23 protein-coding genes and 2 tRNA genes are annotated in these 26,602 nt (G+C 60.9%); 12 read left to right on the forward strand and 13 right to left on the reverse strand.

Translation table 11 applies throughout. The annotated features are described in order from the left end of the window. Positions 1-64 precede the first annotated feature (64 nt). Both ACFSM5_RS09090 and ACFSM5_RS09095 read left to right on the forward strand, forming a co-directional pair. Positions 65-2,362 carry a lytic transglycosylase domain-containing protein gene (locus ACFSM5_RS09090; protein ID WP_379876013.1) on the forward strand — a complete coding sequence of 766 codons (2,298 nt, stop codon included), beginning with the start codon at positions 65-67 and terminating at the stop codon, positions 2,360-2,362. Between the two features lie 13 nt (positions 2,363-2,375). Then, complete coding sequence (locus ACFSM5_RS09095; protein ID WP_379876014.1) at positions 2,376-3,068, forward strand: haloacid dehalogenase type II; 693 nt, start codon at positions 2,376-2,378, stop codon at positions 3,066-3,068. A 140-nt stretch (positions 3,069-3,208) separates the two neighbouring features. On the opposite strand, the gene ACFSM5_RS09100 is transcribed toward ACFSM5_RS09095, so the two are convergent. Further along, positions 3,209-4,942: an adenylate/guanylate cyclase domain-containing protein gene (locus tag ACFSM5_RS09100; protein ID WP_379876015.1), complete on the reverse strand. Its 1,734-nt coding sequence runs from the start codon at positions 4,940-4,942 to the stop codon at positions 3,209-3,211. Positions 4,943-5,100: 158 nt separating this feature from the next. Between ACFSM5_RS09100 and ACFSM5_RS09105 the strand changes: the two genes are divergently transcribed. The 4 genes from ACFSM5_RS09105 to ACFSM5_RS09120 are packed head-to-tail and all read left to right on the forward strand — an operon-like array spanning position 5,101 to position 9,802. Then, the gene (locus ACFSM5_RS09105) at positions 5,101-6,045 is read left to right on the forward strand and encodes an ABC transporter ATP-binding protein (RefSeq protein WP_379876016.1); all 945 of its coding nucleotides are present in this window, start codon (positions 5,101-5,103) and stop codon (positions 6,043-6,045) included. Between the two features lie 13 nt (positions 6,046-6,058). Further along, complete coding sequence (locus ACFSM5_RS09110) at positions 6,059-6,793, forward strand: ABC transporter permease subunit (protein WP_379876017.1); 735 nt, start codon at positions 6,059-6,061, stop codon at positions 6,791-6,793. 4 nt (positions 6,794-6,797) lie between these two features. Further along, the gene (locus ACFSM5_RS09115; RefSeq protein ID WP_379876018.1) at positions 6,798-8,747 is read left to right on the forward strand and encodes a Gldg family protein; all 1,950 of its coding nucleotides are present in this window, start codon (positions 6,798-6,800) and stop codon (positions 8,745-8,747) included. 14 nt (positions 8,748-8,761) lie between these two features. Next, positions 8,762-9,802 (forward strand): DUF4340 domain-containing protein, encoded by a 1,041-nt coding sequence (locus tag ACFSM5_RS09120; RefSeq protein ID WP_379876019.1) that lies wholly within the window; start codon positions 8,762-8,764, stop codon positions 9,800-9,802. A 277-nt stretch (positions 9,803-10,079) separates the two neighbouring features. Here the strand turns inward: ACFSM5_RS09120 and ACFSM5_RS09125 are convergent, their stop codons facing one another. Both ACFSM5_RS09125 and ACFSM5_RS09130 read right to left on the reverse strand, forming a co-directional pair. Further along, complete coding sequence (locus ACFSM5_RS09125; protein ID WP_379876020.1) at positions 10,080-10,520, reverse strand: bactofilin family protein; 441 nt, start codon at positions 10,518-10,520, stop codon at positions 10,080-10,082. Between the two features lie 37 nt (positions 10,521-10,557). Next, the gene (locus tag ACFSM5_RS09130; RefSeq protein ID WP_379876021.1) at positions 10,558-12,027 is read right to left on the reverse strand and encodes a M23 family metallopeptidase; all 1,470 of its coding nucleotides are present in this window, start codon (positions 12,025-12,027) and stop codon (positions 10,558-10,560) included. 383 nt (positions 12,028-12,410) lie between these two features. On the opposite strand from ACFSM5_RS09130, the gene ACFSM5_RS09135 reads away from it, so the two are divergent. Further along, the gene (locus tag ACFSM5_RS09135; RefSeq protein WP_379876022.1) at positions 12,411-13,268 is read left to right on the forward strand and encodes a hypothetical protein; all 858 of its coding nucleotides are present in this window, start codon (positions 12,411-12,413) and stop codon (positions 13,266-13,268) included. A gap of 1 nt (position 13,269) precedes the next feature. Continuing rightward, positions 13,270-13,680 carry a hypothetical protein gene (locus tag ACFSM5_RS09140; RefSeq protein ID WP_379876023.1) on the forward strand — a complete coding sequence of 137 codons (411 nt, stop codon included), beginning with the start codon at positions 13,270-13,272 and terminating at the stop codon, positions 13,678-13,680. Between the two features lie 27 nt (positions 13,681-13,707). Here the strand turns inward: ACFSM5_RS09140 and ACFSM5_RS09145 are convergent, their stop codons facing one another. Beyond that, a complete protein-coding gene (locus tag ACFSM5_RS09145; RefSeq protein WP_379876024.1) occupies positions 13,708-14,400 on the reverse strand; it encodes a DedA family protein in 693 nt (230 codons plus the stop codon). 93 nt (positions 14,401-14,493) lie between these two features. After that, positions 14,494-16,284, reverse strand: coding sequence for an ABC transporter ATP-binding protein/permease (locus tag ACFSM5_RS09150; protein ID WP_465261235.1), 1,791 nt, complete (start codon positions 16,282-16,284; stop codon positions 14,494-14,496). 50 nt (positions 16,285-16,334) lie between these two features. On the opposite strand from ACFSM5_RS09150, the gene ACFSM5_RS09160 reads away from it, so the two are divergent. Further along, a complete protein-coding gene (locus tag ACFSM5_RS09160; protein ID WP_379876026.1) occupies positions 16,335-16,925 on the forward strand; it encodes a hypothetical protein in 591 nt (196 codons plus the stop codon). Here the strand turns inward: ACFSM5_RS09160 and ACFSM5_RS09165 are convergent. Further along, positions 16,906-18,300: a DHA2 family efflux MFS transporter permease subunit gene (locus ACFSM5_RS09165; RefSeq protein ID WP_379876027.1), complete on the reverse strand. Its 1,395-nt coding sequence runs from the start codon at positions 18,298-18,300 to the stop codon at positions 16,906-16,908. The genes ACFSM5_RS09160 and ACFSM5_RS09165 overlap by 20 nt on opposite strands. 141 nt (positions 18,301-18,441) lie before the next feature. Between ACFSM5_RS09165 and ACFSM5_RS09170 the strand changes: the two genes are divergently transcribed. Continuing rightward, on the forward strand, positions 18,442-18,909 hold the full coding sequence (locus ACFSM5_RS09170; RefSeq protein ID WP_379876028.1) for a DUF2147 domain-containing protein: 468 nt from the start codon (positions 18,442-18,444) through the stop codon (positions 18,907-18,909). A gap of 30 nt (positions 18,910-18,939) precedes the next feature. Here the strand turns inward: ACFSM5_RS09170 and ACFSM5_RS09175 are convergent, their stop codons facing one another. The 6 genes from ACFSM5_RS09175 to ACFSM5_RS09200 all read right to left on the reverse strand — a co-directional run bounded on the left by ACFSM5_RS09175 (position 18,940) and on the right by ACFSM5_RS09200 (position 25,585). Continuing rightward, entirely contained in the window at positions 18,940-19,704 is a 765-nt protein-coding gene (locus ACFSM5_RS09175; protein ID WP_379876029.1) for a DUF4394 domain-containing protein, read from the reverse strand. Between the two features lie 88 nt (positions 19,705-19,792). After that, positions 19,793-22,435: a valine--tRNA ligase gene (locus tag ACFSM5_RS09180; RefSeq protein WP_379876030.1), complete on the reverse strand. Its 2,643-nt coding sequence runs from the start codon at positions 22,433-22,435 to the stop codon at positions 19,793-19,795. A 108-nt stretch (positions 22,436-22,543) separates the two neighbouring features. After that, on the reverse strand, positions 22,544-23,071 hold the full coding sequence (locus tag ACFSM5_RS09185) for a DUF2497 domain-containing protein (RefSeq protein WP_379876031.1): 528 nt from the start codon (positions 23,069-23,071) through the stop codon (positions 22,544-22,546). 97 nt (positions 23,072-23,168) lie between these two features. After that, on the reverse strand, positions 23,169-24,557 hold the full coding sequence (locus ACFSM5_RS09190) for a TolC family outer membrane protein (RefSeq protein WP_379876033.1): 1,389 nt from the start codon (positions 24,555-24,557) through the stop codon (positions 23,169-23,171). Between the two features lie 39 nt (positions 24,558-24,596). Further along, positions 24,597-24,929, reverse strand: coding sequence for a rhodanese-like domain-containing protein (locus ACFSM5_RS09195; protein WP_379876034.1), 333 nt, complete (start codon positions 24,927-24,929; stop codon positions 24,597-24,599). Continuing rightward, positions 24,929-25,585, reverse strand: a complete 657-nt coding sequence (locus ACFSM5_RS09200; protein WP_379876035.1) for a protein-L-isoaspartate O-methyltransferase family protein — start codon at positions 25,583-25,585, stop codon at positions 24,929-24,931. The genes ACFSM5_RS09195 and ACFSM5_RS09200 overlap by 1 nt, the downstream gene beginning before the upstream one ends. Positions 25,586-25,826: 241 nt before the next feature. Between ACFSM5_RS09200 and ACFSM5_RS09205 the strand changes: the two genes are divergently transcribed. Beyond that, positions 25,827-25,900, forward strand: a tRNA-Cys gene (locus tag ACFSM5_RS09205). Positions 25,901-26,027: 127 nt separating this feature from the next. Then, positions 26,028-26,102: transfer RNA gene (locus ACFSM5_RS09210), tRNA-Asn, on the forward strand. Between the two features lie 60 nt (positions 26,103-26,162). Here ACFSM5_RS09210 and ACFSM5_RS09215 read toward each other — a convergent pair. Beyond that, positions 26,163-26,555, reverse strand: a complete 393-nt coding sequence (locus ACFSM5_RS09215; RefSeq protein ID WP_379876036.1) for a RidA family protein — start codon at positions 26,553-26,555, stop codon at positions 26,163-26,165. Between the last annotated feature and the right edge of the window lie 47 nt (positions 26,556-26,602).

Here is a 26,602-nt window from a genome sequence, read left to right on the forward strand (position 1 = left end):
TGTTTGTGCAAGTCGCGAGGGATTGGCTTGGCTCATGGCCTCAGCATGGTTAAACTCCCCGCCCATGTTGAAGAAGTCATCTGCCGTTATCCTGTTGGCTGCCCTGCTTGGCAGCACCGGAGCGATTGCCGCCGCGGGCGAAACGACCGCCACGAAACCGGCCGCCGCCAAAAATACTGGCGCCGCCTCTTCGGCTGCCAAGCCCAAGGACACCAAGGCCCCGGCCAAGGCGCCCCCGGCAAAGCCCCAGCCGTCGGCAGCAAAGCCTGCAGCCAAGCCAACCACGGCTGCCAAACCGGCACCGGCTGCCGCCAAGCCCGTGGCAAAGCCGCCGGTCAAAAGCCCGGTCGTGCCAGCCGCCGCCAAGGTCGCACCGGCCCCGAGCGCGCCCGCCAGCACCGGCAATTATTATCGCGATGTATTCCAACGTCTGGATCGCGGGCAGGCCCCAACCGGCAGCGCACCAGCCGGGCAGCGCGACCGCCTGCTGGACAAAGTCGTGCGTTGGCAGATGCTCGCCAAGGGCATGGTCGAAAAGGATCGGCTGACCGATTACTCCAGCTTCATCGCCGAAAACCCCGACTGGCCCTGGCTGAATTCCTTGAAGCGCCGGGCCGAGGATTTCCTGGCGCTGGAGAATTCCGACACCGTTGTCCTGCAGTGGTTCCGTGAATTCTCGCCCATGTCGCGTGACGGCCGCATCCGTCTTGCCGATGCCTGGCGGGTCATGGGACGCGAAGCGGAAGGCAATGCCCTGCTGCGCCGGGTGTGGATCGAAGAGGTCTTCGGATCCGTCAACGATGAGGCGGTCTTCCTGGATCGCTATGGTCCTCTGCTGTCGGCCCTCGATCACCGCACGCGTTTGGAGCGTCTGCTGTGGCGCGAACAATGGGACGCGGCCAAGCGGCAGGTCAACCGGGTTGATGACAGCGCTCGCCGTGTGGCCGCGGCCCGGCTGAAACTGCGGGACGGCGCCGCGCTTGACAGCGTGCTGGCCGGACTTTCTGCCGATGAACGCACCAGCGCAGGCTTACTGTACGAGCGCATCCGCAGCGCCCGACGCGCAGGCAACGACAGCGACAGCCGGACACTCCTCCAGCAGGTTCCAGCGGTCAGCGAACGGGCCGACCTCTGGTGGGTCGAACGCGAAATCCAGATCCGCCGCCTGCTGACCGAGGGCGATTATGCCCTGGCCTATCGTCTGGCCCGTGATCACCGCCTGCCCGATGGCAGCGAACTGGTGGACGCCGAGTTCCTGGCAGGCTTTGTCGCCCTGCGCCTGCTGGAAGATCCGACGGCGGCCCTGCCCCATTTCCGGGCGGTTTCCGAAAATTCGCGCGCTCCCATCAGCGTCTCTCGCGGTCTTTACTGGACCGGGCGGACCCTGAAGGCCCTGGGCCGGGAAGAGGAAGCCAAGGTCGCCTACACCCGTGCGGGCGAACATAGCGCGGCTTTCTATGGTCAATTGTCACGCTCGGAACTGGGCGAGCCCACGGTGGCCCTGATGCCGCCCGAAGCCGTGCCGACCAAGATCGAACGGGATCGCTTCGAGAGCGGTGAAGTCGCCCAGGCTGCCAAACGCCTGTCCGCCATCGGACTGACCGAAAAGGTCGATCCTTTCATTCTACGCCTTGCCGATACCGATAGCGGTCAACCTGCCCTCGCCGCCCAGCTTGCTGCCCATCTGGGTCGTGACGATCTGGCGGTGATCGTGGCCCGCCGGGTATGGCGCGAAGGCGTCGTGCTGTCCCAGAGCGGCTATCCGCGCCTGAATGCCCCGCTGACAGGTCTTGCGGAACCGGCCCTGGTCCATTCGATCACCCGCCAGGAAAGTAATTTCGCCCCCGAAGCCATGAGCAAGGTCGGCGCGCGCGGCCTGATGCAGTTGATGCCCGCGACCGCCAAACAGGTCGCCGGGAAACTGGGTCTACCTTATGTCGAGGCCAAGCTGACTCAGGACCCGAGCTATAATGTGCAGCTTGGGCAATCCTACCTCGGGTCGGTCGTGGATCAGTTCGGCGGCCATTATCCCTTTGCGATTGCCGCCTATAACGCCGGTCCTGGCCGTGTGCGCCAATGGCTGCGCGATATGGGCGATCCGCGCGGGGACATGGTGAAAACCCTCGACTGGATGGAGCGGATTCCCTTCAGCGAGACCCGCAACTATGTTCAGCGGGTTCTGGAAGGGACGCTGGTCTATCGTGCGCGTCTCAATCAACCGGCCCCGACCAGTGGTCTGCCTGGGGAAAGCATGGCTGTCTGGTGTCTGACCGGCTGCCTGTCCGCTTCGGCTCCCGGCCTTACGCCGTCCCCCTCATCGGCTGCGGCGCCCGCCGTGGTTGCCCCGACGATCACGCAATAGGGAGCCCGCCGGGTTGACCGATCCTTTTTGCACCGTCACCGCCTGCGTATTCGACGCCTACGGGACAATTTTCGACGTGGCCGCCCCTGGAGCGCGCTATTCGGAGCGTATCGGCGACAAGGCGGCGACGCTGATCAAGCTCTGGCGCGATCGGCAGCTCCAGTACACGTGGCTGCGCTCGATGATGCATCGGCACAGCGACTTCTGGAGCATCACCTGCGATAGCCTCGACTATGCGCTCGAAGCCGTTGGGCGTCAGGATGACGTCGAACTGCGCGAAGATCTGCTGAATGCCTACCGCACGTTGGATCCCTATTCCGATGCTGCCCTCGTTCTGCGGCTGCTGAAGGAAAACAATTACCAACGTGCGATCCTATCCAATGCCTCTCCGGTCATGCTGAGCGAGGCCGTGGTCGCGGCCGGATTGGAAGATCTCTTCTCCTCCGTTCTCTCAGTTGAGGCTGTAGGCTGCTACAAGCCAGATCCGACGGTTTACCGCCATGCGGTCCAGCGTCTGGATATTCCGCCCGAACGCATCCTCTTTGTCTCGGCGAATGGCTGGGACGTCGCGGGGGCTAGCGCCTACGGGTTACGTACGGTCTGGATTAACCGGAACAAGACCCCGGTTGAGCGCCTGGATAACGGCCCGACCGTTCAACTCGAAAGCCTGTCGGAACTGATCAGTCTGCTGCGCCTGCCGCGGTAGTTTTAAGTTCAATTGAGGCCGTCATCCCGGTGCTCGACACCGGGATCTCCTCCGGGAGCTTGCCCAATCCGTCTAAGTCAGCGTGGAAGCGCCCTAGAAGAGATCCCGGGATCAAGTCCCAGGATGACGAGCAATATTAGTCAGCGCCCCGTTGCCGGCAATTTCTCGATCGTATCCACGATATGAATGCCGAGTTCTGTCTTCCTGCCGCGCGGCGTAATCGCGTCGTGACGCAAGCCGGAGGTATCGACGCCTGAACGGGCGGCCACGGCCTGGGAGAAGACCAGACAGGCCGAATAATCCTTGGTCAGCCCTTCGAGGCGCGAGGCGGTATTCACCGTGTCCCCGACGGCGCTGAGACCATAGGCGGTGCCATAGCCCATATCGCCGACGATGCAGAGCCCCTGGTGAATACCGATGCCCATCCGTAAGGGAGACGGCAGGTCATGGGCCAGATCGGCATTCAGGACCTTGAGACGCTCCAGCATCGCCCGGGCCGCGTTCAGTGAGCGGATCGCCGTTTCCTGCGGATCGTCCAGATCAACCCCGAACAGCGCCATGATGCCATCGCCGGTAAACTGGAGTACGTGGCCGCCCGCCTGCTCGATGGCGCTGCCCATCTCGTTGAAATAGCGGTTGAGGATGAAGACCACGTCATAGGGCAGCCGCTGTTCGGACATGGTGGTGAAACCACGCAGATCGGCGAAGAGCACCCCGATCTCGATCTCCCGCCCCGCTCCGCTCGACGCCATCGAATGGGTCGCCGTGGGCATTACGTTGGCAGGCAGGACCGGAGAAACCTCGACATCACCGGACGGGATAGTCTGACAGGCCAGACGTACGTTGGGCGGCGCTGAAATACGGGCGAGCACCTTCAACTCATCCGCCTGGGCCGGTGACAGGCTTTCAACGCCTTTACCGATGCGCACCCGGCAGGTAGAGCAGCGCCCCCGTCCGCCGCAGACAGCCGCATGAGGGATGTTGGCACTACGGCTGACCTCCAGGAGGTTCGCCCCTTTGGCGGCAGGCACGACAAGATTTCCGGGATATCGGATACGGATCAGGCTGCGGCGGCGGGCAAGCCCCACCCGCGCCTGCCGGGCCAGAAGCGTCAATGCCAAGACACCAGCTAAGCCCATTCGCAGATTGTCGCGGATGGATTCGAGATTGCGCACGGCGGCCTGGGCATCGCTCGGCAGGCGCATGGCGGCGAAAGTCGCCTGACGCCAGGCGGCATCATGCTCCAGCATCACCTTGACCTCGCGGCCATTCTGGAAGAAGGCGATTGTCACCAGGATCGGCATGATCAGGGCAGCGGCCTGCAGCACCGGAAACAGCTTGCCGTACCAAGGGCGGATCCGCAGCCAATAGTGAATGCCGATGCATCCATGCAGCCAGGCCGCGCTCAGCATCGCCGTATGCAGCCAGGGCCGCACCGGATCGGCAAACAGCGACAGCAGCACATAGTCGTAATTGACGTTGATATCGTAGATCGACATCGCAATCCGCGTGCCGACCACATGCTCGATCAACTGGAACGGGATGAAAAGTCCAAGCAGAAGCTGAGCCAGCTCCCATCGGCGCAATCTCAGGGTCCGCCGTCGGTAGATCGACCAGAGCGCCAGCCCTAAATGAACCGCAATTGACACCGTCAATGCGACGTTCATCGGCGGCCACCACCAGATCGCCTGAAAGATATCGCGCGCCTCGTTCATTGCCTGAAGCGAGGAAAGACCTGCGATATGATTGCAGAAATGGGTAACCACATAGGCGAACAGGATCAGCCCTGACACCAGACGAAGCCGCTGCACGACCTGTTCGGCAGACGGCAAGGATTTGACAGCCGCCGTTGGAACTGGACTGATCAGGGTCATAAGGGAACTATCCTTGGTACTGGCGGCACCGAATTTTCTTGCAAAATCCGGTGCATAGCCTAAATCGAGCGACGGTCGTGAACAAGGGAGAGATGGTATATTTCTCCTTTCTACGGCGCGGCCGTAAACAAAGATGCAACGCGGAGTTAGAGACACCAATGTCCGATCTGCTCGCAATCGTTGGACTGACGAAGGATTTCGGCGGCATCCGTGCTGTTGACGATGTGTCCTTCACCCTCCGACGCGGTGAGGTTCTTGGCTTCCTTGGCCCGAACGGTGCCGGTAAGTCGACCACCATGAAGATGATCACCGGTTTCCTGGCCCCGACGGCAGGCACCGCGCTCATCGATGGGTTCGATATTCAGAACCAGCCGACCGAAGCGAAGCGCCGCATCGGCTATCTGCCCGAAGGCGCACCCGCCTATGGCGATATGACGCCGGCAGGGTTCCTGAATTTCGTCGCCTCCCTGCGCGGCCTCGGCGGCAAGCAGAAGCGCGAGCGCATCGGCTTTGCAGTTGAACGGGCGCATCTCGACCGCGTGCTGCATCAGCCCATCGATACGCTCTCCAAGGGCTTCAAGCGCCGCGTGGGCTTGGCCCAGGCACTGCTGCATGATCCCCAGGTCCTGATCCTGGACGAGCCGACTGACGGCCTTGATCCCAATCAGAAACACGAAGTCCGCCAGCTCATCAACGAGTTGAAGGGCGATAAGGCCATCGTGATTTCGACCCACATCCTTGAAGAGGTGGAGTCGATCTGCACCCGCGCCAGCATCATTGCGGGCGGGCGCATGGTTGCCGATGGTACCCCCGAAGAACTGGCGGTTCGCGACCCGTGGCACAATGCCATCGTGCTGAATCTGCCGCTGGAGATGATGCTGGATGCCAGCAACCGTCTGCTGCAACTGGCGGGCGTTCTTGCCGTCGAGACCAGCGGTCAGGATCTGGTCGTGCGACCGGTGCCCGGCGTGACCTTGCTGCCCGACGTCAGCAAGCTGATCCGCGAACAGGGCTGGCCCGTGAAGACCATCCGGCAGAAGCGCGGACGCCTGGATAATGTCTTCCGCACCATCACCCAAGCTTCCGCCGTCAAGGCCGCCTGAGGATTTGCCTGCCATGCGTGCTGTTTTCACGGTTTTCCGGCGCGAGTTCGGCGCTTACTTCGCAACGCCCCTCGCCTATGTCTTCATCGTCGTCTTTCTGGCGCTCGCCGGGTCGCTGACCTTCTTCATGGGTAATTTCTTCGAGCGTGGCCGCGCGGATCTGCAGCCCTTCTTCAGCTTCCATCCCTGGCTCTATCTCTTCCTGGTCCCGGCCATCGCCATGCGTCTGTGGGCCGAAGAAAGAAAGAGCGGCACCATCGAACTTCTGCTGACCCTGCCGCTGACCACGGGTCAGGCGGTACTGGGCAAGTTCCTGGCCGCCTGGGTCTTCTGCGGCGTGACCCTGGGCTTCACCTTCCCGCTCTGGCTGACGGTTTCCTGGCTCGGCCAGCCCGATCACGGCGTGATCCTGGCCAGCTACATCGGCTCCTGGCTGATGGCGGGCGCTTACCTCGCCATCGGATCGGCGGTTTCGGCGCTGACCCGCAATCAGGTGATCGCCTTTGTGGTCGCCGCCTCTGCCTGCTTCGTGCTGACGGTCGCAGGCACGCCGCTGGTCATCGGCTTCTTTTCCAGCTGGGCGCCGACCCCGGTCGTGGAGGCCGTTCAGGGGCTCAGCTTCCTGTCGCATTTCATGTCGATCATGCGCGGCGTGATCGATCTCAAGGATCTTATCTTCTTCCTCTCCCTGATCGCCGCCGCGCTGTTCGCGACCACGGCCATCGTCGAAATGAAGAAGGCGGACTGACATCATGATGCTGAAAAACCGCCGTTTCCTACTGGGCCTCGGGGTCCTTGCGGCCTTTGTCCTGGCGATCTCCGTCAATGTGCTGGCAGGCCTGTTCATTCCCGGCAGCCGTCTCGATCTGACCGCCGAGAAGCTCTACACGCTATCCGATGGCACCCGGTCGACGCTCAAGGCGCTGGATGAGCCCGTCACCCTGCGCTTCTTCTTCTCGGATCGTCTGGGCCGTGAAGTGCCGGTCTATGGCGCCTATGCCCAGCGTATCCGCGATCTGTTGACGGAATATGTCGATATCGCGGGCGGCAAGTTGAAGGTCGAAACCTATGATCCTCAGCCCTTCTCGGCTGTCGAGGATCGGGCAGTTGCTTACGGCCTTCAGGGCGTGCCGGTCGACCAGAGCGGCGAGCAGGTCTATTTCGGCCTCGTCGGCACCAATGCCATCGATGACGAGGAGGTCGTTCCCTTCTTCGCACCGGAACGCGAACGCTTCCTGGAATATGACCTGACCAAGATGATCGCCAAGCTTGCCCGCGCCAAGCAGCGGGTCGTCGGCCTGATCTCCACCCTGCCGCTGGAAGGCGACATGGTGATGGCGCAGCAGGGTGGCGGCGAGAATTGGGCCATCGTCGAGCAACTGAAGCAGTTCGTCGAACTGCGCGCCCTCGGCATCGACCTTGCCAGTGTGCCGGACGATATCGACGTGCTGATGCTGGTCCATCCGACCGGCCTCAACGAGCGTACCCTCTATGCCATCGATCAGTTCGTCATGCGCGGCGGCCGCCTGCTGACGATGGTCGACCCGCATTCCGAGGCAGCCCAGCTGCGCTCGCGCGCCATGGCCATGCAGGGCATGCCCGCCCCAGCCGCTTCGTCCGATCTGGAAAAGCTGTTTGGCGCCTGGGGTGTCCGGCTGGTGAAGGACAAGGTCATCGCCGACCGCCGCAACGCCCGCCGCGTGCAGGTGGGTGCCGGTTCGACGACCCGTCTACAAGCCGCTGACTATCTGGCATGGCTGGCGATCCCCGGCACTCAGATCGATCAGGACGATGCCGTCACCGGCGACCTGCAGATGCTGAACTTCGCCTCGGCCGGTATTCTGGAGCCGGTGGAAGGGGCGACGACGCAGTTCACGCCGCTCGTCACGTCCTCCGTTGTCAGCCAGCAGCTGGATGCCGCCAAGGTGCGCGCTCAGCAGCCCGATATCCTCGGCATCCTGCGCGGCTTCCAGTCGGAAGGGAAATCGCTACCCATCGCTGCCCGCATCACCGGCCCGGCCAAGTCGGCCTATCCCGACGGCGCCCCCAAGCCTGCCGAAGGGGAAGCCCCGAAGGTGGAAGGCGAAGCGCCCCTGCCCGCTCATCTGGCCGAAGCCAAGCAGCCGATCTCGGTGATCGTGGTGGCCGATACGGACTTCCTGGAAGACCGTTTCTGGGCCCAGATGCAGAACTACTTCGGATCGCGTGTCGCAGTGCCGACCGCCAATAACGCCGACCTCGTTCTGAATGCGGTCGAGAATCTGGCGGGCGGCAGCGCCATGGCCTCCCTGCGCTCCCGTGGGGTTTCCGACCGTCCCTTCAGCCTGGTGAAAGATATCCAGCAGGAAGCCGAAGCGCGGTTCCGCGCCAAGGAGCAGGAACTGCAGGAGCGCCTGAAGGAGACCGAGAAGAAGCTGGCGGATCTGCGTGGCCGCGATGCCTCGGGCAAGACCGCCGCCCAGGCGGTCCTGACGCCGGAGCAGCTGAAGGAAATTGACACCTTCCGCGCCCAGATGCTGGCAACCCGTGCCGAACTGCGCGAGGTGCAGCTTTCGCTGCGCTCCAACATCGAAAGCCTGCAGAGCAAGGTTCGCTTCATCAATATCGCGGCTGTCCCGATGGCCGTCGCGGTCTTTGCCATTCTTCTTGGCTTCTGGAGCCGCCGCCGTCGCTATGCCACGGCACGCGGCACCCGCGAATAGGAGGGCCCAAAGCCATGAAACGCTCCACTCTGCTCACCGTCAGCGCCCTCGCCCTCATCGCCGCCATCGGCGCCGGTATCGCCGTCACAGCCAAACGTCCCGGCACCGATTTCGCCCGCGGCGAGAAGCTGTTCGCTAATCTGGGCAGCAAGCTCGATAGCGCGGCCAGCATCGAGATCACTCGCCATGACGGCCGTTTCACCCTGGTCCGCAAGGGCGAGACCTGGGTTTTGCCGGAAAAGGGTGACTTCCCGGTCCGGCCAGAACTGATCCGTCAGACCCTGGCCGCCCTGACCGAGATGGAAACCATTGAGGCCAAGACTGCCAAGCCGGAACTCTTCGAACGCCTGAACCTGAATGATCCCGCCGACAAGGATGCCAAATCGATCCGTGTCGCGGTCAAGGATGGCAGCGGCGGCATTCTGGCGGATCTGCTTATCGGCAAGCGCCGCCCAGGCACCGCCACAGCAGCAGGCAGCACGGGTGACAGCCAGATGCTCTATGTCCGCAAGGCGGGCGAGAACAACACCTGGCTGGTCCAGGCGCAGATCGATGCCCGCGCCAGCGCCGTCGACTGGACCTCCCGCGATCTGATGGACATCACGATGGAGGATCTGTCGAAGGTCGAACTGACCGGTGCCGATGGCGCTGTCCTGACCCTCAGCCGCGCCCCGGACGTGAAGGACTTCACGGTCGAGAATGTCCCCGAAGGCCGTAAGGCCAAGAGCGGCTGGGACGTCAATCAACTCGGTACCACCCTCGAAACTCTGAATTTCGAGGATGTGCAGATGGCCGATACCGTCAGCGCGCCAGTCAATGCAGCCAAGGGCCGCTTCGAGAGCAAGGATGGCCTGATCGTCACCATTACCCTGGTGCCGAACGACAAGGACACCTGGGCCTTGATCAAGGCAGAGGGAAATGCAGAAAAAGCAGCTCCCATCGCCACCAAGGTAGACGGCTGGGCCTTCCGCCTGCCCGACTACAAACGCGAACGGCTGCTCAAGACGATTAACGACGTGCTCCAGCCGGTCGAACCGGCACCCGCTGGGGGCTGAGTAACTCATGAGTCAGATAGATCAATCGTAGAGAAATGATCTATCTGACTCATGGATGGATCTGAAGGGCATCAATTTCTCCGCCTGTCATCCCGGCCTTGAGCCGGGATCTGGCCGAAGATCATTGCCTGATGGCGCCGCTTTGAGATTGGCCACTCTGGCGGCCGGATCCCGGCTCAAGGCCGGGATGACAATGTTTCAAACCCGATTACCCGACCAGCCACGGACAAAAAAAGGCCGGTGAAATCACCGGCCTTTTTCTTCAAGCAAACTGCCCTCAGGCGGCTGCTTCTTCCTTATCGAACAACGACTTATCGTCGCTCGGCTTTTCTTCACTCTTCGCGGCGATCTTCTGCGGCGCTTCCAGAGCCTTGGGCTCTTCCTCGTCCATCAAACGGCGGCGGCAGTTACCTTGCAGCTGCGCACCGGCTTCAATGGCCAGCACCTCGTGCAGGATGTCGCCTTCAACCTTGGCGCTGCGGGTCAGAACAACCTCACGGGCCTTGATCCGCCCCGTCACCGCACCGGAAACCCGGACGATATCGGCGGTGATCTGACCGCGGACATGGGCGGTATCGCCGATGATGAGCGCATGGGCCTCGACATCACCGATCACATCGCCGTCAATCTGCACTTCACCGGCCGAGATGACGTCGCCGGTAACCCGCATATCCTCAGCCAGGATCGAAGGGATCTTGCCCGAGGATTGAGGGGGCATACGAGCCTCCGCCGTTGAGCTAGAGGTATCGCGACGATTATTGCCTCTTGAGAACATTGCCGCTCGCCTTCAGAAATCGGGCTGGATCGAGAGCGCGACCACGCACCAGCACTTCATAGTGCAGATGAACGCCTGAAGCGCGACCGGATTGGCCCATTGTGCCAAGTGTATCTAATCTCTCGACTTTTTCGCCTTCACGGACCTTGATCGAGTCCATGTGGGCATATCGGGTGCGGATGCCGAACCCGTGGTCAACTTCCACTAAACGACCGAAGGCGGAGTGCCAACCTGCGAAGACTACCCGTCCCGCAGCCGTCACCCGGATGGCCGACCCCTTAGCCGACTGAAGGTCGAGACCTTCATGCATCGCTGAGCGCCCATTGAACGGATCGCGACGCGGGCCAAAATCGCCGGTCATCGCAGCACCCCGCACCGGATTTCCCAGTGGCAGAGCCCCCAGGAAAGGGGCCAGACCATCAAGACGCTGTACGACGTTCCCAAGCGTATCTGCACGCTTCTGGGTTTCCAGCGGCAGGCCCTTCATATCCTCGCGCAACGGCACAAACGGACCGCCGCGTGCGGGCGCATTCTTGCTTGTGGGCGTGTTGGTGACAGCCGGGACAAACTGCTTAGGATCAAGACCTGTTGCCGCCACGATCTGTTCGACCTGGGCAAGGGTCTTAGACGTGCGTTCCTCGATCTTAGCCAGCGCCAACTGATGGGTCTTTTCCACATCGGCGAGTTTTTTGGAGGCAACCTCGGCGCGGCTGACAGCCTCGTCACGCTCGGCAACTGCCGTGCGGCGCTGCGTCTGGGCCTGATCGACGATTTCCTGCTTCTGGCTAACCGTGCGTTCCAGCTCGATCACTCGGTTCTGGGAACCGGAGAGATCGTTTTCGAGACGCTGGATATTCCGCTCGATAGCTGCGCGGGCGGCGGCAAAACGGCGCTTGTCTTCTTCGGTCGCGATGACGCGGGTCTTCATGCTGCCGACATCCGACTGCAGCATGTCATTGCGCTCGGACAGGTTGGCGAGCTCACGCTCCATATCGCGGAGCTGGCCACGCAGAGCCTGCTCTGCCGCGACGTAGCGTTCGCGGTCGTCTTCGGTGTCTTCAAGTCTATTGGCGATAGAATTGAGATCGTTCCGCAGCAGATCGTTCTGCTCGATCATGGTCAGCAGATAGGCGCGGTAATAGTCGAGGTCACGGGTAATGCCCAGCGACTTGTCGTGCTGGCTCGACACTTCCTCGATCAATTCATGATAGGCGATGCGGGTGCGCTCAACCTCGGCATTTTTCGAGGCGATCTTCACCGTGTGATAGAAATAGGCGCCGGTCGTTGCGACGAACCAGACGGAAGCAAAAGTCGCAATCCCCGCCAGCAGCATCTGACGACGCCCCGACAGCGTAAAAGCAGTGACCTTGCCATCTTGCCGAATAATGAACTGCCGATCACGGAACCACCGATCAGACCAAGCTTGGATGCTGGGCCAAACCGCCTTCACGCGCCACCCTCCTGGCTGAAACGCATATTCTGGTTCATGATCGCCTCGCAGTGCATTGTAAAACAAGAGTGTTTTTAGATTACGACGCTTTCTAGCGATGCCAAATCCGGCAGTCGATTTCTAACGGTCGACCGCTAGAAAGGCAACCCTGATTCTCAAAATACGCATAGATTTTGAGAGAATTACCAGGATTTGCCACAAAAAACGCGCTTTCTAAGGCTGTATGATACACGGCTATGCATTAAGATTAAATTACTCCGTTAACACCCAGAAATTACAAGAATTTTGGGACTATGCATTCTTCTTCGCTTGGAGTTGTGATGCTGCTCGCACTATAGTGGCAGGATTCCTGCCGTCGATGCGGCCTCCCACGGGCGAACCCAATGCTGTCACGTAAATTTGATCGTGCCGATTTCGATGCTCGCGCTTTGCGCGACACCTTTGATCGTCTGGGGGGTGCCCTGTCGACCGAGGCTGGGGCGATGAAGGTTCGGCTGCATGATCAGCATTATCCGGCCTTCGGTCCGCTCGATATGGGTTTCCGCCGACAGGTTCTGCGCAGCTTCAAGGATATTGAAGACCATATGCGCGACCATGGTGCCAAGCTGATCCGGCTTGCGGGCGAGGTCGAGGAGAAGCTCGCCTATTCCATAGCGACCGATGGGCGCCAGGAATTCCACGATATTCAGAAGAGCCTGCGCTCCCGCAAGGATGAAGCCGACCGCATCATGCGGGCGCTCGCCTGGCGTATGCGGCAATTCTCCCAGCGCGCGAGCCTGGACAGCGAGATGCTGTATGATTTCTTCGGAGTCGTGCAGCGCTCCGGCCTGTTCTTCCAGGTGTGCGCCCTGCTGCTCTATCCGACCCCCTCGGTTCAGGCCAACCCGGCCCGCGATGGGCGCTTTGTGGGCATGGACTGGGAGGAGCTGCGCTCCTGGGCGGAACAATTGCCCGAAATGCTGCGCCGTACCGGTGGTTTCGATGTTGACCCTCATCCGGTCGAAGTGGTCTCGGCACCGGTGCCGCAGGCTGTTGCAGCCCCCGCAGAAGCGGAGGGCGGCGGTCGTCCGCGTCGTATGCGCGGGGCAGCCGCTGCTGCTGCTGCACAACCGGCGGCCCCGGCACCCGTTGCCGCCCTTCCCGCTCCTGCTGCTGCAGCCCCGGCCGCTGCGGCCCCTGCGGAAGGCGGCGAAGCCGAAGGTCGTCCCCGTCGCCGCGTGATGCGTCGCGGCGCCACATAACATGCTCTTCATGACCATCATCGATATTCCGCCGCCGGGGTCTGGAGACGGCCTCGCGCGTAGCCTGCGGCAATTCAAGCGCTGGCTCGATCGTCTGCCGATGGGGATGATGAGCGCGGTGCTCTTCGCCTATTGGCTCGCGCTGGCGGCCTTAGGACTGTTGGCAGGGTTCAGATTGGCCGGGTCGCTAATCTCCAGCGCGATCCTTGTCGGCCTCGCCTATGGCTGCTATCGCCTGTTGCGCTGGACACAGCCGATTTCCGACCGCTCCATGCTGGGGCGGCTGGCCTATATCTTCTCACTCTCGATGACAGCGATCACCCTGGGCGCGGCCCTGGTCGTTCCGGCGATCATTCTTTTAGGCATGACGGCCTGGGGAATTCTGGCCGCTCTGCTCTGGTTGATCCGCTAGCACTCGCAGCGGATCAAGCAACCCAGCTCAGACCTTGGCGTCGGACGCCGCAGCCTGCTTGCCATTTGCCTTTTCAGCAGCTTCAGCGGCACGGGCTTCGCGCTTGGCCTTGCGGGTCGGCGCCGACAGGAACCACCAGCCGAGCGAGATGAAGACCACCAGCATGCCGAGCGTGACATAAAGCGCCGACTTGCCCAGCAATTCCTTGAAGGCCTCGCCGAAGATGTAGCCCGTCCCGGCAAAGGAGGTTGCCCAGATACCGGCAGCAAAGAAATTCAGGATCGAGAAGCGCGCCCAGGACACACCCGACAGCCCGATGGCGAACGAGCTGACGTTACGGACGCCATAGATGAAGCGGAACGACAGGATGAAGCCAGTGTTGTAGCGCCGCAGAAGGTCCATCGCCCGATCAACGGACGGCTGCCACTTCGGGAAGCGCTTCACCAGACGCGGGCCATAACGGCGCCCCAGGAAGAAATAGACCTGATCGCCGCAGAAACTACCCGACCAGGCGGCAAGGATCAGCCAATGAAGATCCAGCAGCCCCAGATGAGCAGCATAGCCTGCGAAAATAACAAAGGTTTCGCCCTCGATTGCCGTCCATAGGAACGTCAATGCGTAGAAAAGCGGACCGTAATGCTGAATTTCGCCGAGAATCTGTTCCACAACCGCGCCCTTATTGACCTGCTTCGCCCCTGGTTTCACATGGGTGAAACCCACGTCTTCGCGTTCGGTTTATCCGACTCTTCTCATGACGGTATCGCATGCTGCCCTGGAATATGCCAGGGGGATCTCTAACAGGTTGGTCACTGATTAGCCCTTTGCAAAATCTGACAAATCAATTTTCCGCCCATGGAAACTCGCCAAAGTGGAACGGTGGCCGACCGATACAATCGTGGTAGCGGGATCCGCCGCCAGATGCTCGTACAGGGCCGCCTCCGTCTGCTCGTCCAAAGCAGAGGTTGCCTCGTCCAGGAACAGCCAGCGCGGCTTCTGCAGCAGCGCCCGGGCGATCGCCACCCGCTGCATCTCGCCGCCGGACAAGATCTGGCTCCAGAGGCGTTCCTCTTCAAGACGCTCCACAAGATGTCCCAGGTCGACCACCACGAGAGCCGCCTTGATCGCCTCGTCGCTGAAGGCTCCCGCCGCTGCCGGATACGATAGAACGCCGCGCAGATTACCGAGCGGCAGATAGGGGCGCTGCGGCAGGAACAGCACGTCCTGCGCCGGCACTGCAATCGACCCATGGGCATAGGGCCAGATGCCCGCCAGCACCCGTAGCAGAGTCGATTTGCCCGACCCGGACTTGCCCACGATCAGAACCCGCTCGCCAGCGCTGACCTCGAAGGAGATCGGGGTGGTGAGCTGGCTGCCGTTTGGCAGTTCGAGGGTAAGGTTCTCGACCTTTAGGGCGTCGGTGCAGGGGAGATGCTTTATATTCGAAAGGGTATTAGAGGTTTCCAACTGTTCAACTGCAGACATAAAGCTCACCAGTCGGTCGACAACAGCACGCCACTCCGCGATGCTCGAATAGGAATTCACAAAAAAAGATAGAGAACGTTGAACCTGCCCAAAAGCCGAACTGACCTGCATCAACCCACCCAACGGAATCTCTTTTGCAAAATAGCGCGGAGCGGCAACCACGAATGGGAAAATAATGGCTGCCTGATTATAGCTAGACGTAAAAAAAGTGACCCACTTGGTACGATTCATGATCGCCCAATAATTCTTCATCACTTCGCTGAAGCGCAGCGTCAGAGACTTCCGTTCTTCTGCCTCACCTTCATAGAGTGCCACTCCCTCTGCGTTCTCTCTCATACGGATCAATGAGAAACGAAAATCAGCCTCCCGGCGTTCTTGATCGAAGTTTAGTGGAATCAAGGGGCGACCGATGAAATGGACCAGCACAGTTCCGCATAATGCGTAGAGAAGCGCTGCCCACATCATATAGCCTGGTATCATGACCTCATGCCCGAACAGGGGAAGTGTTGCGCTACCGGACAAATTCCAAAGGATTAGCGAGAAGGCAGCTAAAGTCAGCACTGCGCTGATAAAACCGAGCACTAGCGCCATCGTATAACTGATGAATTTATTGATATCGTCTGCGATACGCTGATCGGGGTTATCGGCCTTGGCCTCACCCATTTGGAGGCGGTAGTAAATTTTCTCACTTAGGTATCGACCCACGAAACGGTCGGTCAACCAGCGACGCCAGCGTATTGTAAGCCATTGCTGAAGATAGAGCTGGTAGACAGCAGAGACGATGAAGATCGCCGCCAGCCAGCTAAATTTGACCATCTGCGCCCAGAAACCGTCGACGTCATAATTCTGTAGCGTGTTATAGAAATCGTTATTCCATTGGTTAAACCAAACCTCGAGTTGAACCCCAAAGACATTCAACCCCAACACCAATACCAGCAGCGTCCAGGCCGCTTTCCAGTCCTTGGACGTCCAGTAAGGGCCGATCAGGCTCCAGAGATTTCGCCAGAAAGACTGCTGATTGGGCTGCTGGATCACAGCGAAGGCTCCGCTTGTTGTTTCCTCGACGATAGAGGATTCAGTTCGCGAAAACATTCCTCCTGTTCCGCCTTTAAAAAGACGCATGCGCAATATGTTTCTATGAAGGCGAACTGAAGCGGAACCGGAGGCAGGCTATGCGCGTTTCGTCCTTTAAGCTGATTTCAGGGGTCGCCCTTGCCGGGCTTTTTGTCGGCACCCTGCCCTTTTTGAGCATGCCGCTCGATCAGGAAACGGCCAATGCCGCCGCCCGCATGACGGCGCGCTGGTCCTTCTGCTGGTTCATCCTGGCCTGGAGCGCCTCTTCCCTCGCGACCCTCTGGCCGGGCGGCTGGCGGGAGACGTTTCTACGCCATCGCCGGGCGGTGGGTCTCTCTTTCGCCGGAGCTCATTTTGTCCACGCCGGCTTCTTCCTGATCGCCATCTTCGGCTTTGGAGTCGAGCGGCCGCTGGCAACCTATCTGGGCGGCGGGTTTGTCTATCTTTTGATCGCCGCCATGGCCGCCACCTCCAACGATGCCAGCGTCCGCTGGCTGGGTTGGAAGCGCTGGAAGCTGCTCCATGCCATCGGCGGCTGGGCCGCGCTGGCTGTGTTCTCCAGCAGCTACGCGGGCCGTATTCCCGACATGCCGGTGCTGGGTGTCACCTCGGTCGGCATCATCCTGACGGCGGTATTGTTGCGCGGTCTTGCCTGGAGAAAGCGCCGCCTCAGCGCCCGTGCCCACTGACGGCGGAACCATCCTCGGGCTTCATACGGGCAAAGATCACAATCGACGCCATCGGCAGAAGCGCGACGATGGCGAAGGTCCAGCGGAAGTCCGACAAATCCGGATGCCCGCCGCCCAGCAGAAGCAGCAAAGCCGCCGCCAGGGCCACGCCGAGCGCGACCGAGAGCTGCTGACCCACGGCCTGTACGGCAGCGCCGCCAGCCGCCATCTCCGGCGGCAAATCGGCAAACCCCAGGGCATTCAGCGAGGTGAACTGCAGTGACCGCACAAAGCCATAGATGCCGAGCGTGGCCAGCATCACCCAATAGGGTGTGGAGGCATCGAAAAGCGTGAACAGCAGCGTGATCGCCCCAACGACCAGGCCGTTGAACATAAGGATACGGCGGAATCCCACCCAGCGGGCAAAACGCGTCGCAACGACCTTCATGCTCAAGGCCCCAAGACCGATGATGAAGGTGTAAGTGCCAGATTCCATCGCGCTGTAGCCAAGGCCCAACTGATAAAACAACGGCAGCAGGAAAGGCGTACAGCCGAAACCGATACGCACGATGGTCCCGCCGACCACGGCCATGCGGAAGGTCGGGATCTTCAAGGGCGACAGATCGAGCGCCGGTCGCTGGATGCGCCGGGAGTGCCAGACATAGAGCGCCATCAATGCGAGGCCACCGAAGATCAGCCCCAGCATGAAACTGATCGGCAGATGCGCCCGCCCGATGGTCTCCATGCCCCACATGAAGGCCGCGAGCCCGCCGCCGATCAGGATGAAACCGACGGTATCGAAACGCCCCGCCGCGACAGGGCGGTCATCGTCGAACAGCTTCCAGGCCAGCACGACCCCCAGGATGCCGATAGGGATATTCACGAAGAAGATCCAGCGCCAGTTGGCATAGGTCGCGAGGAACCCACCGAGCAGCGGCCCCACAGCCGGGCCGATCAGGGCGGGCATCGTGACATAGGTCATCGCCGCCATCAGTTCGGCCTTGGGGAAGCTGCGCAGCAACACGATACGGCCCACCGGCGCCATCATCGCCCCGCCGATGCCCTGGATCGTGCGCCCAATCACCAGTCCCATCGGTCCGGTGGCAAATCCGCAGACGATGGAACCCAGCAGAAAGGCGATGATCGCCGCTGAAAAGATCCGGCGTGCGCCGAACCTGTCCGTCGCCCAACCGCTGACGGGAATGAAGAGAGCAAGGCTCAGCAGATAGGAGGTCACGGCCGCCGACAGCGACAGCGGAGAGACACCCATATCCCGGGCAATCTCCGGCAGAGCGGTATTGATGATCGTGCCGTCCAGGTTTTCCATGAACAGAGCACAGGCGACAACGATGGGGACCCAGCGACGCTTTGGCGACGGCGTAGAAGCTTCACTCATGACAGGCCCATCATGGGACGATTTCACAGTTTCGAGCGTAACAATCCGCTCTACCCTGCCCTTCGGCGATAGCATGCCTATAAATGACACGTTTATGCCATGGGGTTGTAATTCAACCGATTTCAGCCTTATCTGGGTACCATGCGAAGCATTTTTACCGCCTTTTTGCTCCTCTGCGGCCTATACGCCCTGCCCGCTTCGGCGCAGGAGCAGCGGCCATTGATCGGGCAGTCCTGGCTGACGGAGAAGGGCAAGGCGCGGGTGGCATTTTCGCCCTGCCCGACCAACGGCAGCAGACTCTGCGGTTCCGTCGTCTGGCTTGCAGAGCCCAACGACAAGAAGACCGGTCAACCCAAGACAGATGTACTGAATAAAAATCCCAAGGAAAAAGGCCGTCCCATCGTCGGCATGACGATGGTGGAGAATTTCACCTGGCGGGACGATGCCTGGCGCGGCGGCACCATCTATGACCCGGAATCGGGTGAGCGCTATAATGCGACCCTGCAGACGGACGGCCGGTTCGAGCTGAAGGTCACCGGCTGCGTGTTGTTCCTGTGCCGCGCCCAGCGCTGGACCGAACCGAAGATGGAGACGCGCAAGACGAAGTGACCGGCTCGCCCGGCCACTTCGCACGTCTCGCTACGGCAGAACGGCAATATCCACCACGGACTTACCGAGGCCCTTGAGCGCCCCGGTAGTGCTGGTCTTCCAGGTCGCCACATCGACCTGATGCAGGGTCGATCCGGTCAGGAGCCAACCCTGGTTTCCGCCTTTACCATCGGAGGCGATGTCGAAAGCTGCCATCGTCTGTTTGGGAATGCCGGTCGGCCCCTTCACCTGAAGGATGCCGTCATTGGGCGGCGCCTGCAGCAGCCAGGCATTCTGACCGGCATCGAGATGATAGAGCGCGGTCTCTTTGGCGCCCGCCATGCTGTTGGTATAGGCGCCACCCGCCAGCAGAACCGCGCGATCCCCGCCCTGTTGATAGGTCAGCGGCTTGTCAACCGTCGTGGCACCATCGTCGATCTTGACGCGCAGGTTCGTCCCTCCCGCCGCCACGACCCGCAACCGGTCGGCGACAGGGTTGAAGTCGACGATCGGGCTGCTTCCCGCGTCGAACGGTACCGACAGTTTGGAGATCATCTGCCCACGCCCACTGACGGGATCGAGAGTGTAGATCGAGCCTTTGGCAGATAGCCCATAGAGCTTTCCATCGGCAGGACGGACATCGATCCCCACCAGCCGACTATCCACGCCGGAAATCAGCGTCGGCTTCGAAGCAGTCCGCGTAACGCTGTCGATCATCAGCAGATGATTATCGCTGGTGAGCGCCGCCACCTGGGCCGCGTTGGCAACCAAAGGCAGAAGCAGACTCGCAGAGGCGATGGCCAAAGCTGCTTTCATCGATTTTCTCCATGAAAAAGGGAGAAGCGGCGAACACCGCTTCTCCCCATTCTACGCAGGAAAATCCGAACTGGATTTGTACCGAGACTTACATTGCCGCGAGACGCGCCTCGGCTGCCTTGAGCTTGGCGATCAGCGCTTCTGCATCGGCCAGACGCTCGCGGTTCTCCTCGATCACGGCCGGGTCGGCCTTGGCGATGAAGTCGGCGTTCCCAAGCTTCTTCTCAACCTTCATCTTCTCGCCTTCCTGCTTCGCGATCTCCTTGGAGATGCGGGCTTTTTCGGCAGCGATATCGACAACGCCGCTCAGATCGAGGAACAGAACCGTCTCGCCCTGCACCACCTGCACCGCGCCCTTGCCCGGCTGACCTGCACCAAGGCCGGTCACGCGGGCCATGCGGCGGATCAGATCGCCGTGATTGGCAAGCCAGGCTCCCGTATTGCCACCGGCTTCACCCACCACAGCAGCGACTTCGGTGCCCGGCGAGACATTCATTTCGGACCGCAGACCGCGAATCTGCGAAATGACGCCGATCAGCCAGTCGATTTCAGCCGCTGCTTCGGCATCCTTCAGATCGGCAGCATAGACGGGTAACTGCTGGTTCAGCAGACGGTCCGAGGCATTGCCCGACAGGTTCGCCCACAGCTCTTCGGCAAAGAAGGGCATGAAGGGATAGAGCTGACGCGCCAGCTGCTCCAGCACCCAGGCCGTGGTGGCACGGGTTTCGGCCTTAAGCGCCTCATCCGTGCCATTCAAGATCGGCTTGGTGAATTCGAGGTACCAGTCGCAGAAGGTGCCCCAGGCCGTGGAATAAAGATGGTTGGCCGCATCGTTGAAACGATAGGCGCCCATCGCGGTATCGAGCTTATCCTTGAGGGCCGCGATCTCGCCGATGATCCAGCGATTGACGGTCCCTTTCACCGATGCCGGATCGAAACCGGCAACACGCGCGCATTCGTTCATCTCGGCGTAACGCGCGGCGTTCCAGATCTTGGTCGCGAAGTTGCGATAACCTTCGACGCGCTGGGTCGACATCTTCACGTCACGGCCCGGTGCAGCCATCGCCGTCAAGGTGAAGCGCAGGGCGTCGCAGCCGTACTGGTCGATCAGATCCAGCGGGTCGATGACGTTGCCTTTCGACTTCGACATCTTCTGGCCCTTCTCGTCCCGGACCAGGGCATGGATGTAGATCGTGTGGAACGGGACATCGCCCATGAAATGGATGCCCATCATCATCATGCGGGCGACCCAGAAAAAGATGATGTCGAAGCCGGTAACCAGCACGTCGCCCGGATAATAACGGTCGAGGTGCGGGGTCTTTTCCGGCCAACCCAGGGTCGAGAACGGCCAGAGAGCCGAGCTGAACCAGGTATCGAGCACGTCGGCATCGCGCGTCAGAGTCGCGGGATCGATGCCCTTGCTCTTGGCTTCGGCCTTGGCGGCCTCTTCATCCTCGGCCACAAAGATCGAGCCATCGGGCGCGAACCACGCCGGGATCTGATGCCCCCACCAAAGCTGACGCGAAATGCACCAGGGCTGGATGTTGCGCATCCATTGATAATAGGTCGACGTCCACTGCTCCGGCACGAACTTGGTCTTGCCGGTTTCGACTGCTTCCAGGGCAGGCTTGGCCAGGGTAACGGCGTCGCAGTACCACTGATCGGTCAGCCAGGGCTCGATCACCACGCCCGAACGGTCGCCGTGCGGCACCTGATGAGTATGGGCAACGGTATCCACCAGAACGCCCTGCTCGTCCAGGATCTCCAGGATCTTCTTGCGGGCGGCAAAACGCTCCATGCCCTGGAATTCAGCCGGGACGTTCTCGTTCAGATGGGCATTCTTATCGAGGATGTTGATGACCTCGAGGCTATGGCGCTTGCCCACATCGAAGTCGTTGAAATCATGGGCCGGGGTGATCTTCACCGCGCCGGTGCCCTTTTCGGGATCCGAGTATTCATCGCCAACGATGGGAATCAGACGGCCCACCAGCGGTAGGATCGCCTTCTTGCCGATCAGATGCTTAAAGCGCTCATCTTCGGGATGCACAGCGATACCAGTATCGCCGAGCATGGTTTCCGGGCGGGTGGTCGCAACCGTGATAGTCTCGTCGCTGCCTTCAATGGGATAGCGCAGGTGCCAGAGGTTGCCCTTCACCTCCTTCTGCTCGACCTCGAGGTCGGAGATGGCGGTGTGGAACTTCGGGTCCCAGTTGACGAGGCGCTTGTCGCGATAGATCAGGCCCTGGCGATAAAGCTCGACGAACACCTTGCGGACAGCCTTGTTGAGGCCTTCGTCCATGGTGAAACGTTCGCGGGGCCAGTCGGCCGAGGCACCCAGGCGGCGCAGCTGCTGATTGATCGTACCGCCGCTCTCGCCCTTCCATTCCCAGACCTTCTCCAGGAACTTCTCGCGGCCAAGGTCGACGCGCTTCACACCTTCGGCTTCCAGCTTGCGCTCGACAACCATCTGGGTGGCGATACCGGCGTGATCCATACCGGGCTGCCAAAGGGCGTCGCGGCCGCTGCCACGGTTCCAGCGAATGAGGATGTCCTGCAGGGTGAAGGTCAGCGCATGGCCCATGTGCAGGCTGCCGGTCACGTTCGGCGGCGGCATCATGATCGTATAGGGCTGCTGGTTGGAACTTACGTCAGATGCAAAGCCGCCGGATTTTTCCCATTCCGCATAAATGCGGCTTTCGACTTCCTTGGGCTGATACGTCTTTTCCAACATCCTGAAACATCCTTAAAAAGCAACGGCCGCCTGCGATGACGCAAGCGGCCGGGACATTAACCCGCCTCTTCCATAAGGAAAAGCGCGGAAGCTTTGTTTTACGAGTTTCTAGCGGCGGCGGCCGGCAGACGCGAGACGCTCGATCTCGCCTCGTACCATCTGTTCGACCATCGGCGGCAGGTTCCGATCCAGCCATTCCCGCAGGACAGGCTTCAGAGCCTCACGTACCAGCTCGTCCAGCGTCGGGTTACCGCTCGATAGGCGCGGCTGCACCTGCTGAGGTATATCCCGATCGGCCATGGCGGCCAGCTGGGCAAAACGGGCAGCCGTTTCACCGGCAGCCCCCGGAGACATGATCCCCGCGCCATCGAAGTCGTCATTGACGACCCCGGACATGGCATCGTCATCGTCCAGCATGCCCATCAGATCGTCGAGACCCGTGCCGCGCGCCGAGGGCGGCGCTTCGTCAACAAGATCAAACACATCACTGGACATCATGCCGCCACGCGACGCTGCCATCGGTGCAGAATCCGCCGCACCCGCCGTCTGCGCATCCCCATCTTCGGAGATGATCCGGCGGATGGAGGCTAAGATCTCCTCCATCGACGGTTCGCCCTGGCCCTTGCCTTCGCTCATCGCTTCCTCGTGGCACCAAACCTCAATAGCACCGACTTTAGTGCAAGAAATCTAGTCTTGCCAATAGGAAAGCCGACTTTCCTGCACTTTTACCGTATCACGGCTTCGGAGTAGCCTTGCTGTCCTGCAAAGTCCCGGTGCCAATCCAACGGCCATCCACGTCTTTATAGTTCTCTTCATAGTCATAGGCTTGGACGGGCAAGTTGAGGTTTTGTGCGGTCAAACGGCCGGTCGCAGACAGTAACTGATAAGCCGCGACGGCCTCATCACGCTGCGAGCGCACCAGCGCAACCTGGCTGTTCAGCGCTTCCTGCTCGGCGTTCAGAACATCGAGGGTGGTGCGCGAACCAACGGCCGCTTCCTGCTTCACACCATCAAGAGCGATCTGGGCAGCGCGGATCTGTTCGTTCAGCGACACGATACGCGCACGGGCCGACACGAGAGTCTGATAGGCCTGTACGGCTGCTTCGACGACGAGGCGACGGGCCTGTTCCTGTTCGATGCGACGCTGACCGGCAGTCTGCTTAGCCTGACGGACACGCGAATAGACCGAACCGGCTTCATACAGCGGGATCGAAAGCTGGGCAGTCAGCGAGGCCTGATCCTGCACTTCACCCTTGCGCTGGCTGTCAGCGGAGGTCGAAACCGAACCGACGAGGCTGACGGTCGGCAGCAGTTCGCCGCGGGTTTCTTCGATGCTGGCGCGGGCAGCAGCTTCGTCATAGATCGCGGCGATGACCTGCGGATTGTTCCGCTCGGCCATTTCACGGGCTTCCACGTCCGACTTCGGCAGCAGACTGTCGACAGGAGCAGGAACCGAGGTCGTGGAGAGTTCGAGGCCGGTCAGCTTGCTGAAGGTCGCGCGGCTGATACGCAGCTGACCGATGGCAGCTTCCTTATCGGCGACCACACCGGCCAAACGGGCTTCAGCTTGGCTGACGTCGGTGCGGGTCACTTCACCCACTTCGAAGCGGTCGCGGGTCGCCTGCAGCTGCTGACGCAGAACCGTTTCGTTGTTTTCGTTCAAGGTAACGACAGCGGCATCGCGGATGATCGTCAGATAGGCCGTCGTGGTATCGAGCAGCACGGCCTGTTCCGTCGCCAGCAGACGGGCGCGGGCGGCCGAGATTTCACTCTTCGCGCGCTCGATACCGTTCGTGGTGCGACCGCCACGATAGATCGGCTGAACGACCTGGATCTGCGCGGTCTTCGGAATGAGGCTGGCGGGATTGGGATCGTTGCCTTCGTTCCACACGCGGCTGACGCCGACGCCGGTGGTAAGGGTCGCGGTCGGGCGCCAACCGGACTGGGCCTGCGGCAGGCGTTCATCCGTCGCACGGACCTGGGCGCGCTGCGCATTGATCTGCGGGCTGGTGTTATAGGCCTGCGACAGGGCGTCGACGAGACTCTGGGCCGAAGCGGGCGCGGTCGCAGCGACCAGGGCGATCAGGGCAGAACCGGCGAGATAAGCGCGCGTACCACGCATTGAGTGTTCCTTCCAAGAACAGCAGGCAGGCAAGACAGGTTAGTAACGGGCCATTTGCGGATCGATGTCGGTTGCCCAGGCATCCATTCCGCCAGCCAGATTGATAGTGTTGGACCACCCCTGCGCACGCAGCCACTGGGTCGCCCGCATCGAGCGACCGCCGTGATGGCACACAAAGACGACAGCCTTATCCCGGGGCAGAGATCCGAATTCGGCCGGAAGCGTTCCGAGGGGCATATGGTGGCTCCCCTCGATAGCGCAGAGCGCCCGCTCCCACTCCTCACGCACGTCCACGACATAGGGGGCATCCGGCTGCTTGAGCCAGCCCTCCAGGGTCGAGACGTCGATCTCTATGGGAAAGGTTTCAATCATTAGAAGCTGAAGTGAGGTTTCGGAGCGAATTCGGCAAGGGCCGGTGTCGCCGCATCGAACAAAGAGCGCGGTGATGCGATATGACCTGCCTTGATGAACAAGGTAGCCACGCCGATGCCGGTACCGGCAGGACGCACGACCGCGACCAGACGACCGCCGTCAGCCAGCTGATCCAGGATCGAGGGCGGCACGCTTTCGACGGCACCGGTGATCAGAATCACATCGAACGGACCCTTATCAGCCGCACCGGTGGTCAGTGCGCCCTGAACGAAGGTGATGCCGTCATAACCCGCAGCAGAAGTCGCCGACTTGGCCGACGCCAGGATCGCCGCGTCACTATCCAGCGCGGTGACCTCCGCCCCCATCGCCTTCAGCAGGGCGGCGCCATAGCCGGTGCCGGTCGCGATCTCCAGAACCTTCTCCCCGGCCTTGACGCCAGCGGACTGGATCATGCGGGCGGCGATCATCGGTTCGACCAAAACGCGGCCAGGAGCGACGGGTAGATCCTCGTCGATATAGGCAACGCCTTTCAGGCTTTCCGGAACGAAGAGCTCACGCGCGACTTCCGACATGGCGTCGACGACCACGGGGTCAATCACCTTGTTGGTGCGAACCTGGCATTCGATCATATTCTTGCGCGCGGCTGCGTAATCCATCGTGGTGCCTCTTACTTCCGTAGCCAGGGCTCCCTATGGGGAACCTCCATTTCGTGTGCGTTATAGTCTTTGCCGCGCCGCACCGCAATCAGCAAACTGTAATTCGAATTACCGAGGAAAAATAGCCAATTCGTCAAACGGGTTGCCTCAAAAGCCACAGGGGGCTTGACCCTGGCGACGCAGGGCGCTAACACTCCGCCCGCAAACGGGTTCACCCCCGTCTGTCAGGCTCGGATTTCGAGGTCGGATGGCAGAGTGGTGATGCAGCGGCCTGCAAAGCCGCGTACACCGGTTCAATTCCGGTTCCGACCTCCAGCGCCCTGGGTTCTACCGACCCGAAAGCGCTGATAAAAAAAGAGCTTGCTAAGCCGGTGATGAGGCAGCTATAAGCCCGCCACCGACGACAACGGAGCCGCCGCAAACGGCAACGAAGTCGACCTGATCCCAGGTAGCTCAGCGGTAGAGCAGCCGGCTGTTAACCGGCTGGTCGGGGGTTCGAATCCCTCCCTGGGAGCCAAATTCAAGAAAGGCGCGCTGGCAACAGTGCGCCTTTCTGCATTTCAGATTGTTTTCGTTTTCAGACTGCCGCGATGCAATCGATCTCGATATCGAATTTCCCTGGCCAGGCGGGCACGCAGACGAAGACGCGGGCGGGCGGATCTTCCGGGAAATAGCGGGTATAGATCCCGTTAACGACCGCAAACACCTCGACCGAGGTGCAATAGACGGTGCACTTCAGAACATTCTCCAGCGACGTCCCCGCGGCCCCCAGGCAGAGCTTCAACTGGTCGAGGATCAATTCGGTCTGCCGTTCGATCCCCACTTCCGCAACCTCGCCTGTTTCAGGGTCAAAAGGTGGCAGGCCGGAGACATAGATCGTGTTCCCATGGCGGACGACAACCGAGGTCGGTGCCTTCCAGCGTTCCAGGTAGGTTGATAGAGGCTCAACACGGATGATTTCTTTTTTCACGGCAGCATCTCCCAAAAGCAAGGGAGATCGTGGGCCGGCATCCCCGT

Source organism: Lacibacterium aquatile (assembly GCF_042683105.1).
GTDB classification, from domain to species: Bacteria; Pseudomonadota; Alphaproteobacteria; order Elsterales; family Elsteraceae; genus Lacibacterium; species Lacibacterium aquatile.